At 55.6% G+C, this 13099-nt stretch carries 13 protein-coding genes and 2 pseudogenes; 3 read left to right on the forward strand and 12 right to left on the reverse strand.

Features of this window, described 5'->3' with window-relative positions:
• A pseudogene (locus tag AAAC48_RS27785) lies at nt 1-354 on the reverse strand (ABC transporter ATP-binding protein/permease); the annotation flags it as partial.
• Nucleotides 355-594: 240 nt separating this feature from the next.
• Between AAAC48_RS27785 and AAAC48_RS27790 the strand changes: the two are divergent.
• Nucleotides 595-883, forward strand: a pseudogene (locus AAAC48_RS27790) (Gfo/Idh/MocA family oxidoreductase); the annotation flags it as partial.
• 109 nt (nt 884-992) lie between these two features.
• Here AAAC48_RS27790 and AAAC48_RS27795 read toward each other — a convergent pair.
• The 8 genes from AAAC48_RS27795 to AAAC48_RS27830 form a co-directional block, all read right to left on the reverse strand.
• Nucleotides 993-2282: a neutral trehalase gene (locus AAAC48_RS27795; RefSeq protein ID WP_340657289.1), complete on the reverse strand. Its 1290-nt coding sequence runs from the start codon at nt 2280-2282 to the stop codon at nt 993-995.
• Between the two features lie 23 nt (nt 2283-2305).
• Entirely contained in the window at nt 2306-3364 is a 1059-nt protein-coding gene (locus AAAC48_RS27800) for an ABC transporter ATP-binding protein (RefSeq protein ID WP_340657290.1), read from the reverse strand.
• Between the two features lie 13 nt (nt 3365-3377).
• Nucleotides 3378-4208, reverse strand: coding sequence for a carbohydrate ABC transporter permease (locus AAAC48_RS27805; protein ID WP_340657291.1), 831 nt, complete (start codon nt 4206-4208; stop codon nt 3378-3380).
• On the reverse strand, nt 4205-5056 hold the full coding sequence (locus tag AAAC48_RS27810; protein ID WP_340657292.1) for a sugar ABC transporter permease: 852 nt from the start codon (nt 5054-5056) through the stop codon (nt 4205-4207). The genes AAAC48_RS27805 and AAAC48_RS27810 overlap by 4 nt, the downstream gene beginning before the upstream one ends.
• Before the next feature lie 64 nt (nt 5057-5120).
• On the reverse strand, nt 5121-6368 hold the full coding sequence (locus tag AAAC48_RS27815; protein ID WP_340657303.1) for an ABC transporter substrate-binding protein: 1248 nt from the start codon (nt 6366-6368) through the stop codon (nt 5121-5123).
• A gap of 45 nt (nt 6369-6413) precedes the next feature.
• Nucleotides 6414-7448 (reverse strand): LacI family DNA-binding transcriptional regulator, encoded by a 1035-nt coding sequence (locus tag AAAC48_RS27820; protein WP_340657293.1) that lies wholly within the window; start codon nt 7446-7448, stop codon nt 6414-6416.
• A gap of 432 nt (nt 7449-7880) precedes the next feature.
• The gene (locus AAAC48_RS27825; protein ID WP_340657295.1) at nt 7881-8447 is read right to left on the reverse strand and encodes a hypothetical protein; all 567 of its coding nucleotides are present in this window, start codon (nt 8445-8447) and stop codon (nt 7881-7883) included.
• A 91-nt stretch (nt 8448-8538) separates the two neighbouring features.
• Nucleotides 8539-9156: a DUF922 domain-containing protein gene (locus AAAC48_RS27830; protein WP_340657297.1), complete on the reverse strand. Its 618-nt coding sequence runs from the start codon at nt 9154-9156 to the stop codon at nt 8539-8541.
• Nucleotides 9157-9474: 318 nt separating this feature from the next.
• Here AAAC48_RS27830 and AAAC48_RS27835 point away from each other — a divergent pair, with 318 nt between their 5' ends.
• Nucleotides 9475-9732, forward strand: a complete 258-nt coding sequence (locus tag AAAC48_RS27835) for a DUF982 domain-containing protein (protein ID WP_340657298.1) — start codon at nt 9475-9477, stop codon at nt 9730-9732.
• Nucleotides 9733-9820: 88 nt separating this feature from the next.
• Nucleotides 9821-10243 carry a PAS domain-containing protein gene (locus tag AAAC48_RS27840; RefSeq protein WP_340657299.1) on the forward strand — a complete coding sequence of 141 codons (423 nt, stop codon included), beginning with the start codon at nt 9821-9823 and terminating at the stop codon, nt 10241-10243.
• Nucleotides 10244-10456: 213 nt separating this feature from the next.
• Here the strand turns inward: AAAC48_RS27840 and AAAC48_RS27845 are convergent, their stop codons facing one another.
• The 3 genes from AAAC48_RS27845 to AAAC48_RS27855 all read right to left on the reverse strand — a co-directional run.
• Nucleotides 10457-11551, reverse strand: a complete 1095-nt coding sequence (locus tag AAAC48_RS27845) for a PHB depolymerase family esterase (RefSeq protein ID WP_340657300.1) — start codon at nt 11549-11551, stop codon at nt 10457-10459.
• A gap of 605 nt (nt 11552-12156) precedes the next feature.
• Nucleotides 12157-12801 carry a hypothetical protein gene (locus tag AAAC48_RS27850; RefSeq protein ID WP_340657301.1) on the reverse strand — a complete coding sequence of 215 codons (645 nt, stop codon included), beginning with the start codon at nt 12799-12801 and terminating at the stop codon, nt 12157-12159.
• Nucleotides 12802-12866: 65 nt separating this feature from the next.
• Nucleotides 12867-13099: hypothetical protein (locus AAAC48_RS27855; RefSeq protein ID WP_340657302.1), on the reverse strand; the 233-nt coding region annotated here is incomplete at its 5' end.

Below are 13099 nucleotides of genomic sequence, written 5' to 3' on the forward strand. Positions count from 1 at the left end.
TCTATCGAGGAGGGCATCGTTGAAGCGAGAATTCAGCCATCCGCGCCACTTGCGGTGCAGCGTTGTCGAAAGCAGATGGCGGAAACCGACAAAACCAACCTCTTTCACAACCATTATCAGGATGAGAAGGCCGGCGTTCGTCAGAACTGTACCGAGAGGGCTCTGATTGAAAGGATCATGAATGTTAACGATGGAGTTGAGGAGTTCGCCTGACGCCTCTGCCATCCAGACGCTAGCTTTGCTCGCTGCTGCTGTCAAAGCCGCGATCGCCATAGTCAGAAGCCAGGCTTCCATCCACTTGTCTGACGACCAATACGCCCGCATCAGACCCCAAAATGTTGTCATCGAGCGCACAGTGCCGCCGCAGGAACGCCACCCTGAGCGGCTCTTGCCCTGCTGACTGCTATGTTTCGATTGAATGCCGCTGCTCAAAGCCATCACTTATTAGTCACACAATGTTACGTATTGCAACAAACCGTGGTTAATAATCAGTTAACTTTCCCAATATGAGGTGTCGTGGTCATAAACTTCGACCAGTATGGATTTCGCAGAGTACAATAGTAGCTCGTGGCCTCACGAGTAGATTGGAGAGTTTCAATAGAGGATTGAAAAGCAGTTACCGAAGTGTCCGAACTGCTCGCCAATCCTCAGGTCGAAGCTGTCATCATCGCCACGCCAGCGCGCTTTCACACCAACGTGGTGGTTGAAGCCGCACGAGCCGGCAAGACAGTCTTTTGAAAAAAACGATTGCCTTGACGCTGGAAGATGCCGACCCCGCCATTGCCGCGGCCAAGGCGGCCGAGGTGCCCTTGCAGGTGGCCTTTAACGCCGCTGGGATCAGGCATTTGCCGAGGCGCGTTCGGCCATTGATGCCGGCAATATGATGACGCTGGGCAGCATTGCATTTGTGGGCATGGCACGGATCAAGCTGATTTCGATCCCGACTGCCTATCCCGGAATCCTTGACAAAGTATCCACGCACCAACGCTTTGTTACTTTGTTTCTGCCGTTTCCCTGCTTTGCGAAAGAACAATATAAGCTGCTGCCGTCCACGAAAAACCCAAACCGCCGCAGCCCTCGCCGGTTAGTGGATCGAAATACTCGGCAAAGCCGTTTGTTTCAATCGATGTGAGGGTCAAATGGCGTAGCTTCTCAGCCATCTCCATCTCGTGGTTTCGACGAAGGCCATCAATCAGCAACCAGTTGATGATCGCCCAGACCGGTCCGCGCCAATAGCGTTTTGCCTCAAACCCCGGATAATTGGGCTTGGTCGAAGGAAAGAGCACAGTCAGTCCTTCTGACCACAGTTCCATCTCTTCCATTGCGGCGTCGAGCATTGCCGGTTGCAAATCGAGCGCCAGGAGTGGACAGAAACAGGCTTGCGTTGGCGCCTCGATATCGGCGCCAGAAATTAGATCGCGAGAAACGAAACGGCGCAATGGCGGACGCCATTGTGCGAGCAGTGCGCGACGCGAACGCGCGTTGAATTCTTCGAGTTCCTTGGCATCGAATGTCCGGCCGAATTCGCGGGCAAGGGTGAGAAGTGCTTCCCCTGATTTCAACAGGATTGCTGTCGTCTGCACCTCGGCGATTTTGAACGGGGCTGCTGCCCACTGCCGCGCCGGATCCCATTCGCAGGTGGCATAGACGTCAACAAGATGGATGAAGCGATGATAGTCTTCATCGCGCGGACGCATAGCCGCATGAACATGGCCAATGTCCTTGCGTATGACGATTGTTTCTGTTGTCGTGGGGACGCGGGCAAGGGCGATGTCCCATGCCGGGGAATTGTCACTGCCGCTTTCCCAAGGGTGCAACAATGCGACGAGGCCGGTGGCCTCCGGATCACGGGCGGCATACCACCAGCGATGCCAGCGCAACGCAGCCTCATAGAGTACAAGACTTCGCGCCCGCGCATCCTCCATTCCACGATTTGTTGCAGCATCGTGCACCTTTTTAAGTGCTATGCCGAAGACCGGCGGCTGGGTGATCCCGGACGTTGGGATGGTATGAGCAGTACGCCAGACGTCCGCTCCGGGAAAATAGGTGTCGCTTGGTGCATGGAAGACAATGTGCGGGATCATCCCGTCTGCCCATTGGCCTTCAACCAGACGCTCCAACTCGCGGTAGGCGCGTGGTATATCATAGGCCGCGAAGCCCATTGCGACAAAGGCAGAATCCCAATTCCATTGGAACGGGTAGAGCCGGTCGGTTGGCACCGTGTAACCACCACGGTCGTTGGCAGCCAGAATCCGGCGGGCGTCGTCAAGATAGTCAGTCATGGTGTTCCTATCGGGGAAAGAAATTATGCGGAAGAGCGACTGAGTGCGAGACCGGTCTCGGGTGACAGCCAAGTCAAACGGTCTGCAGCAAGTTTTAAGCCGATAGCTTCGCCTGCCTTGACGGTTTCGCTCGGCGGCAGGATGACGCGGACAGGCTGACCGGCGATTGTGCCCGTCAGCAGAAGGTGCGAACCCATCGGCTCGGCGACGCGCACATCCAGTCGCAGCCCTTCGGCGAGCGGCAAAATCGAGACATTTTCGCCGCGAAGACCGAGAATAACTTCACGCCCATCACTGGCCGGTACTGGATGGCTCACATTGCCAAGTTTCACCGTGCCGTTTGTGACCGGCAGGCGGATGAAGTTCATCGGCGGACTACCCATGAAACCGCCTACGAAGCGGCTGGCGGGATGACTGTAAATATCGACTGGCGCGCCGACTTGTTCAATCCGGCCATTATACATGACAGCGATCCGATCGGAGAGACCCATGGCTTCCGTTTGGTCGTGTGTCACATAGATCGTCGTGGTGCCGGAAGCCTGTAAGACGGCTTTTAGTTCAGTGCGCATTTCAAGGCGCAGGAGTGCATCGAGGTTCGAAAGCGGTTCATCCATCAGAAGTACTTTCGGCTCGACAGCCAGGGCACGCGCCACTGCCACTCGTTGCCGCTGACCACCGGAGAGTTTGTTAGGATAGCGATCAAGATAAGGCCCAATATGCAGGAGTGCTGCTGCCTTATCGACCTGGCTTTTTACCCGCTCCGGATCAGCCTTTTGCATGCGCAGCCCGAAGGCCACATTTTCGAACACGGTCATATGCGGGAAAACCGCATAGTTCTGGAAAACCATGGCGAGACCACGATCCTTCGGTGCAAGTCCATTGATGGGTGTCTCGCCGATGAGGATTTGTCCGGATGTTTCAGGTTCCAGTCCGGCAATAATCCGCAGCAATGTGGTTTTACCGCAACCGGAGGGTCCGAGCAGGGAGACGAACTCACCATCGCCTATTTTCAGCGAGATTTCTTTCAGGGCTTCGAAGGTGCCGAATGTTTTCTTGACGCGGTCAATAACGATATTGGCCATGATGGTTGATCCCTTATTTGCTGGAAATGCCCCATATCGCGAACAGGTAACGCCGAACCGCGAATATGAAGATGACGGAGGGAAGGATAAGAAGGAGACCACCGGCCAAGCGATAATGCAGCGGGCTTTCGGCGAGAACGGTCAGCAGATAGGCCGTCAGCGTACGGTTTCGCACTGTCAGCACGGAGGCCGCGAAAACCTCGTTCCAGGAGATGACGAAGGCAAAGACGGCCGTTGCCGCAAGACCGGGAAGAGCCAGCGGCGCCACAATGCGAAAAAAGGCCTGCGGACGTGAGCAGCCGAACACCCAGGCAGCCTCTTCCAATTCACGCGGCACGCCCATGAAAATGCCTTGCGTGACGAGTGCGGCAAAAGGCAAAGCGAGAATGGTATGGACCAGCCCGACGCCGATCACCGTGTCATAGAGCCCAATGCGGATAAACGAGACTGTGAGCGGCAAGGCCAGGATAGCGAGCGGAAAAGCGCGCGTCAGAAGTACGAGCAGGCGAAAGCTGCCCTTGCCTTTGAAATCGTAACGCGCCAATGCATATCCAGCGGGCGCGCCGATAAGCACCGACAGGACAACCGTTACAGCGGCCGCACCGACCGAGTTCAGAAAAGCACCAGCGACCCCTTCTGTTTTCAAAAAGAGCAGGAAGGGTTCGAATGAAACCCCGGTTGGCAGGATGGATTTTGGCCATTGATAGACGCCGGAGCGGCCACCAAAGGCACCGAGCGCCACCAGATAGATAGGGATAAGAACCCAGGCGCACAGGGCAGCAATGCCGCTCCACAATAGAAGTTTGCGGGCAGAGCCAAAGCTGGATGGTTGGCCTGCACTCATGGCAGGCGCTCCGGGTCGACCTTAACAGCCTTGAGATAGACAAGGGTGGCTGCCAGAGAGATGACCATGATCAGCACTGCGTAGGCGGCCGCAACGCCATAATTCTGGTTTTGGTTCTGCCAGGTGTAGGCCTCGCCGACGAGCACCGGCATGTTGCTACCGCCCAGGGCATAGACCACCGCGAAGACCTCAAAGGCGAGAACCGTGCGCAGGATCAGTGCCGATTGCAAGGCTGGCTTGATTAGGGGGAGGGTGATGCGAAGGAAGCGGGTCCAACGTCCAGCCCCGAACACTTCGGCAGCTTCGCGGAATTCCTTTGGGACCTGGTTAAGGCCGGCAACGATAATAACCATGACGATGGCTGTGCCACGCCAGATTTCAGCGACGGCGATAGCGAAAAACAGAGCAATTGGAGTCTGATAGGACAACCAGTTTGCTTGCCGCTCAATGACGCCAAGGTTGAAAAGCAGACTATTGAGATAACCGCTGTTCTGCAGGATTGACAGCCAGAGGAGGCCTGCCGCCAGATCGGAGATTCCGAGCGGAATGGTCCATATCCAGAGGATCGTCTCACGGCCAGCGCCAACCTTGGCCACCATCGATCCCATGGCCAGGGCAATGAGGATCTGGATGGGGACAACGGCAAGTGTCAGCAGAAATGTGTTGCGAATGGCAAGACGAAAATTCAGATCCCCCGCCATGGTTTGAAGATTGGCCAGCGATGGTACACCACCTTCAGAAACCGCAAGCCAGATTGTTTGGACGAGCGGCAACAAAAAGAGAAGCGCAAGGAAGATCACAGAGGGTGCGATCAGCAGATAGGGAATCCAGGATTTGTTGTTCGGCATTGGCATCGTCCGGAGTGTCGGGGGTGGCCCCGGAAAGACTCCCGGGACCCGTTGGTTTAACGCGTTACTCGACGGGGCAGGGACCTTGGCTCGTTGCATCAGGTGCCCAGCAAGGGGCTCCAGCTTCGCCCATCAGTTTGCTCAAATTAGACGCCTGTTGGTTCAAAACGTCGGCAACTGGTTCTCCTCGGATAACGATGCGTTGGAATGTGTCCATATAGACTTTGTTGAATTCGCCGCCGCGGTCGCCAAGGCCGACGGGCAGCAGCGAGATGACTGCATCCGGCGCTTGCTGCGTTGCATCCACACCGGCCGCCAGCATGGCAATTCCAGGCTCGACATCGCTCGGAAGTTTTGCGTCGACTGTCGGGAAGAAGCCGACATTCTGTGCCGTGAGAATTTGGGTCTCCGGCTTGGTCAGATGCTCGATGACGGTTTTGGCCCCGGCTTCGTCAGGAGCGCCTTGCGGGATAGCAAGGCCTGCCACGACCGGCATGTAGCCGCGGCCCTTTGGACCTGCGGGTGCCGGGAATATGACATATTGATCGGGCTGCGAAGCAATGGCCTCTTTCAACCGCGCAATATGATCCCATGCCACCCAGATTTCGTCGGCGAGGAGCGGTTCCTGCATGAAATTATAATTGGTTGAGTTCGGATTGACGACCGCCCACAGCTGCTTGAAGCTTTCCCAGCCCTTTGCGGCATCCTGCGATTTGAACGGACGCACGACACCTCCGGTGAAGGATGGATAAAAATACCCCTGGAAATAGCGAGCCATTAGCCCTTTTGGCCCGGCGGGAAAACCGATGCGTGGCTGACCGGTTTCTGCCTGCATCTTTCGACCCCATTCAATCAGCTGATCATAGGTCAGCTTGTTGATATCCGCACCTTCCGGCAGGTATTGCAGAGCCTGTTTGTTGGCCGCCATCACATACGTGGCCTGCATCCAAGGAATATATTGCTGCTTGTCCGTTCCAAGCTTGCCGAGGTCGAGAAGCGCCTTGGGCATACCCTTGGCTTGCAGCTCCTTAGCAAGGTCGTCGAGTGGAACGAAGCCGTCCTTTGCGGCGATCGGTGATAGTTCGCCGTGAAGTGCGCCCACGAGACTGATCGTATGTTTGCCGGCCTGGCGTTCCGCTTCCATGCGCACCGCAAACTGCGGCGGTTCCTCGACGACGTACTCCACAGGCGCCTGCAGGTCCTTGAGGATGACATTGCGCACGGCTGTCGCCTCCTCGATAGGACGCAGCTGTGTCGAGAGAAAAATCGTTTCCGCATGGGCGAACGTGCCCGCGAAAAGGCTTGCGGCCATCAACAGCCCGATAAACAAGGATGGTTTCATTGTATCTCCTCCATTTTATTTGTGAGTATCCATGCCTGTGGCTGCCGGGCGTGGCGTTCGACGATGGCTGGCACGCGGCAAAAATTCGACAGGATGGATTTCCTGCAGTGTTTCCGGTGCTTCTCCGCCGATTGCACGCAGCAGCAGGGATGCAATGCGTGCGCCGATATCCTCACCAGTCATGCGCATGGTCGAAAGCGGTGGATCTGTGAATGCGCTCATAGGCAGATCATCATGACCGACAATGCTGACTATATTTCCTTCCGGGATTTCGCGAAGGGCACGTAGCGCACCGACGGCCATTTCGTCAGTGGCACATAGGATTGCGGTTGGCTTGATCATTCCGCTCATCAGAATCTTGGCAGCTGCGTATCCGCCATGTTCAGTGGGATCGCCCTCGGTGATGAGCGTAGATGTCAGGTTTGCGTTTTTCAGAGCATGTTCCCATCCCAGACGCCGATAGTGGGCGAATGAAAACTCCTGCGGTCCCGCAACGTGGCCGATAAGAGTATGGCCGTCGGCAATAAAACGCTGCGTCGCATCGCGGAAGCCGGAAAAGCCGTCACCATCAAGAAATGCGTGGGGTTGCCGTGACTCCGTACGGCCATGGGTGACGAAAGGGATGCCGCGGGATTGAAGAAGCTCAACGCGTTCGTCGTGACGCTTGGTCCGCACAAGCAGCATGGCGTCGATGCGCTGTCCGTCGACAAAGCTCCGGCACATTTCCAGCTCGCTTTGCCCGCGGGGAACGGGCGCGATAACCAGATTGAGCCCTGAGAGCGCAAGGTGTTCGGCGCACGCGGACAGAATATCGAGAAAATGGGGCGGGCCAATATGACCGGGTGCAGTAGGAAGTGTTACCGCAACGAGTTCAGCGCGTCGACGACGCAAACGCCTAGCTGAAGCATTGGGTTGATACCCAGTGGCGCTGGCAGCCTCAACGACCCTTTGGCGAGTCTTGGCAGAAACATCGGAATAGCCGTCTAACGCTCTCGAGACTGTTGTAATCGAGAGGCCAAGCGACCGCGCTAATTGTTTGAGATTCGACATGCTTCCTCCCAGACGTGCGCCTGCATAATTTTCCAAAACGTTTTGGAAGTCAACCAGTGCGGCCTTGCGACCATCGTCTCAACACGCGTGCTCCGGCCGCAATATGCGGTGGTTGCCGGATTTGGCCTGTAATCTTTTTTCGATCTCAAGGCGCTCTGCGCCAAAAGGATTTTCTCCACATCAGCGGTGCGTGGAGATTGACGGACCGAATCCCGTCCATGGCCTGCTCGCTTTGCAGCCATGCGACGCTGTTTTCGTCGATCTCGTCAACCGGTTTAGAAAAAGTCGTCAACGCATAGGACGCTCATGCGGACTGTCGATGTCATCAAATCCAATGACGCAGAGGTCTTCCGGAATGCGCGCAGACAAGGCAAAATGACATCGAGGATTGCGCCCGCGGATGAATGCTCCGGGCGCAGTTCTATTCTTATTTCACCGGCAACATGATGTGTTCGTATGGTGTTCCCGCCCACATGACATAGGGTTTTTGGTAGGATCAGCCTTCGGATCTCGCGGATAGCCTTCCATCATCGGTTTCGCAGCCGCGCCGACGATCATCACATGGGCCCCCGTCCTAATCCAGTTGTTGTCTGCCGTCTCGCCAGTGGCATAGGGGTCGGTGTTGCTCGCCCCATTATCACCACGGAGCATGTAGATGAAACCGAGCTTCTGAGGAGCGGCACCTTTGGACATATAGGCTTTGCCCCATTCCATGCCACCTTCATCGGCACACATCGGAGCCCCTCCGGGATCCATGCATGTCCATCCGTTGGTTCCCTTCCTTACGACCTTCATCGTACTATCGGCTGCCATATTCAGGACGGTTGCGCCTGAAAGGACTTTGGCTGGTGCCGCGCCATCCATGACCGTGAGCAATTCCTCGTCGGAGAGATGTTTGTGCTGGGCGTTGGCAGGAACATGCGACGCCGAGGACAAGGGTGATTGCTGCGCAGAATACGACCAGTCCAGGAAATTTCCGGTGGAACGGTCGTGTCTCATCGTCTAGTCGCCCTCTCAATTGCTGGTTTACGGACCAGCCCGGAACACGCCGTCGCTGTCCTTCACGCGATAGATGCGGGCTGGGTGTTAACTAAGGTGTTTTGCCGAACTCGCGTTTCAGCCGATAGGTCAACAAACGCCCTAACCTGTCTTCGAAATTGAGCGCCTCGACATTGGTGAACTGTGTTTGCGCAAGGTCGTGCTTTTGCATCAGTTTTGCCGTCAACGTGTCGATGTCGTTTCTAAGTACAGCGCAATCGCTTCGCCAAGGCAGGCTCTTAATCTGGCGTTCCAAATTGCTGGCAGCGGTGCGTGCGATGGAAATATGGCTTTCCTCATGCCGCTTGATATCGGCTGATAGCGTATCCCAGATCATTGCAAGATCAGCCGGTGCCGTCCGCCGCTGCTTCCATCGCGGCAGAAAGACCTGCGCGTGAATGGTGATGGTGGCGTCAACGACGCGGCAGGTATTGCTGTCGGACCCATATTCGATCCGGTTCTCGAAGCGCATCTTGGTCATGCCGGGGAGATGTTGCCCGGTTTTTGGGAACACGGGGCCGCGCCGATCAAATTCGCGGTCGAGATCGGCAGCAGTCCGACCGTCAAGGTTAAAGTGATGGTAAGTGCGCAGGACCGTCGCTGCATTGGCGGGTTGTGCTGCAAGGACAAGGATGGTGGCGAACGCTGCAGCTCTGGCTAGAATACGCATGTGTATTTTTCCTTTCCAGCCAAGTCTGCCCGATCCAGACTCTACCGCCTTTCTTGATTAAATAGAACCAGCTCTGTTTCTCGATTGGGAAAGACAACCCACAAACAAGGGACAAAATCGATTTTTTGCATCGGCCGACACCGCCTAACGAAGTGGGGCGCCTCGCCATCTCGTCCTCCTCCAATGTTGAATGTGCCGTTTGAAATCCACGGTAGAAAGAGGCAAGGATTGGATGGCACGCATTGAACCGGATCGAAGTATCCATCCAAACAAAAATCACATTGGAACAAGTGTCATGATGCTGCGTTAAAGTGCGCTATGACCACACAATTTCCACGTATCACAATCGAAACTCGGCGCGGGGGAAAGCTCCGAAATATTGGTTCGGTTCCCGAGGCGGCCGAATGCTTGTTGATGAACTGGCCAATCCACGACAGCGCGAAACTCAAGACCGCCAGGCAGAAATGCCTTGATGCCTTAGACGGCAAGGAAACGACAAGCGAGTGCAGGTTGGCCTTCATCGAAGCGGCTAAGGAAGCCCGTATCTTGGTCGACTATCCAACGAGACGAGCATAGCAATCAAGCGATCCATATCCGTGCCCATCCCTCCGGCATTCCCTTCGGGCCACAATCACCGCTGCAAGTGCTCCGTAATGAGATGGCAGTGCAGAACATCCTCGAAGCGCTGCCCGAGGCCGTCTATACAACGGATGCCAACGGCCTGATCACCTTGTACAACAAGGCCGCGGTCGAACTGTGGGGGAATAGTCCAGAGCTGGGAAAGAGCGAATTCTGCGGGTCCTGGAAACTTTATTGGCCCGATGGCACACCGTTGCCGCACGCGGATGCCCGATGGCAATGGCGCTGCGCCGATGATGGCGATCATTTTATCCTGACCTGGAGCGAAAGCGGCGGGCCACCAGTCGATCGCCAAACCGATGGCGCGGGTTTCGGAACCCTTCTTGCCAGGGCGACCGTGAGTGGACAGCTCGGCGGCGAGATTTCCAGAGACTGGAAGCCCGAGGGTTTGTCGATAAGGCCCATGGTCGCGCGGAACAGCCTGAGCGTCCAGCGATCCGAGGATTAGATTCGGTAGCACAGTGGGTCAAAAATGCGCGGACAATTCGTTGCCATTCGCGGCACCCGAGCATGGCGCTCGCTGCTGCGGCAAGCAAAGAATTGCTCGAACGGACGACAATAGCTGCCTGGACGCCGACTGCATCAAACGGGGTCGTGAAGACCGATTCTCGCCCACCGTCCGGACACTGCTTCACACGTCCTCGTTTTGACCAAGAAAGCTTCACTTCATCAAGCCCGCTGCCCGCAACGCATCTTCGATCACGCTACCCACTGGACGATTAACGTGCTTGGTACCTTTGTCCCTTGCGGAAGGAGGATATGATTTAGCGGCCACTTCGCTAGCTGGCATCTCGCTTTCGCCAATCAAATTCCAGGACTTGGCGATATGCCACGTCGATGAGATGCCGACGTCAAGCATGAAAGCACCGCGGGTGCCAAAGCCGTCGCTACCCGACTCAATCGGCGTGCCATGGCCCATCCCGCTTATGATGTGAGCCTCAACGCGGGTAACACCCCCGTTGTCGCTCCAGGTGCGACACTGATGACGCTGCGATTGCGATGTGATGATTGGAGCGTCCTTCAGTTCATGCAGGTGCCACCACTGACCGATGATCGCTTCCATATTGATGGGATCCACCGTCCTATCTGCAGTCCCGTGCCACACCGCAACCGCCGGCCAAGCACCTTGGTGGTCGGACGCCTGGCGGACCTTGTCAGCGAGAATGCGGCTTTCCTGGACGCCGTGGCCGCGCATGCGGTCGAATGCCTCGGGAACGTTCGACGCTGTTCCGAACGGCAAGCCCGCGATGATTGCCCCGGCCTTGAACATTTCAGGATAGGTTGCAAGCATCGCTGCAGCCATCGCGCCGCCTGCTGACAGGCCAGTGACGTAAATGTTCGTCCGATCGACGGAATACCTGTCCATCAGTGAGACCACCATCTGACTGATTGAATGCACCTCGCCTTGGCCCCGGGTCGTATCGGCAGCGGCAAACCAGCTGAAACAAAGATTCGGATTGTTGTTTCGCTGTTGTTCGGGAAAGAGCAGGGCAAATCCATGCCTGTCAGCGAGCTCAGACCACCCAGATCCATGGTTGTAGGCGGCCGCTGTTTGCGTACATCCATGCAAGACGACCGCAAGTGGCGATCCCGGCTTGAACGTTGTCGGAATATAGATCCATGCGAGCAGGTCGCCGGGATTCTGGCCGAAGTCGGACATTGGCTGCAAACGCGTGTTGGAGTTTAATGCGAAAGGCGACGATTTTAAGGTTCGGCTGACATTCAGGCGTTTGATTGTGTCCGCGATATTTCTCATGGCGACGTCCTTTCCAGTCAACGACCGGAACGGCGCTGATCACCAATAACGCAGTTGCGAGACAAAGGTTGCTGCACTGCACAATATTGGTCAAATTAATTGCTGATCAATCGCAAAAACACTCCACGGCACCATTGAGATCGGAGAAAGAGTCTCCCCCCCGGATACGTCCAAGGAGAACCGCCGATGACCCGCCACGCCATCCGCAGCATTAAACAGAATGTCTAAATGTTTTCAAAACCATGTTGCCGATATAATGGCCCGCGCGATCGCGGCTTGCAAAAAGTATGGGACTGGGCAGGAAGCGGAAAGCAGCTGGTTCATAGATGCCAAACTTTGCTTATTCGGAGTTTGAGTGCCCAAATTGCAAAACGATCATGATCGCGGTGCGGCGCAACCTGTTGGATTCCAGCGCTATCGTTTGCAGCCACTGCGACACTGAACTTGGCACGTTCGGCAACAGCTGAATGAACTTCTTCTCAATTTTCTTATCTTCGAAACATGTAACAGATCTCCTATAAGGGCAACGCTGCGACCGACTGCGACCACGAACGCCGCTCGCCCTGTTGGCGGCGATGTCAGTGACGCAAAGGACCGCTGACCGTTCAGCCAAGACATTCCCGAATTCGTTCCTTGGGCCATCGATGGTCGATCAGGGGGCAATCATATAAGGGCATCAAACCCTCGGAGTGCTTTCTTGAGCGATAGGCGTCGAAGCGTTCATGTTCGGATTCTGGAATAAGCATGAAGCGTATGTTTTCCCGCTTGAGCGGAACATCAGCCGGAACCCGCCACTCTCGCTCCCAATCGAACTGGTGAGTGTTTGAAACATGGTCGATGTACGGCACAAGTTTCCAGACTGGAGCGTTCGGATCATTGCCAGCAGCCTTCATCAGCGCCGCGATCGCGTCGTATCTGTCCCCGTTCAGATAGAATAGGGGACCGCCACCAAGGCCACCGATAAACGCTTTCGTGAATCCAATGCCATAGGCTCCTCGACGTCGATTAATTCGCGAAAGCTGATAAGTCGGCACCTCGCTTAAACAGACCGAATTTGGACAACTGGGATAATATCGTCCGACGCCGTACTTTGTCCGCGCCTCGATGCGACCGTCCAACAGAATGTTCTCCATATTGTGCGCGGCATCGTTGTCGGGAGTCTTTCGGGTGAAATGCACGACATAGTCCGACATGTCATCCCAATCCGGGTCACTAAGTCTTCTCAACAATTCTTGCATTTTTCCACTCAAGCAACGAAACTCGATTGTTATATAATCCTAACAATTAACAACGGTGTTAAACGCTCAGAAACATTCTACGCCATTTCTTCCTTCACGAGGGCGATCGTCTCCAGCGCTTCGACTTGATCAACAGTTGGCTCAATGTTCCAATTGAACCACGCGTATCCAATTCGGATGACGTCATGAGCACGTAGTCCCGTAATGGCTATGGCATCGTTGATAGTTAGCGGGCCACTGAAATAAGCCCTCAGCCACCGAAGTCCCAAAACCTCCGCGGCGTACTGTGGCTTGTCCGGATCAGCATTGT

The organism is Phyllobacterium sp. (assembly GCF_037994405.1).
GTDB lineage: Bacteria > Pseudomonadota > Alphaproteobacteria > Rhizobiales > Rhizobiaceae > Phyllobacterium.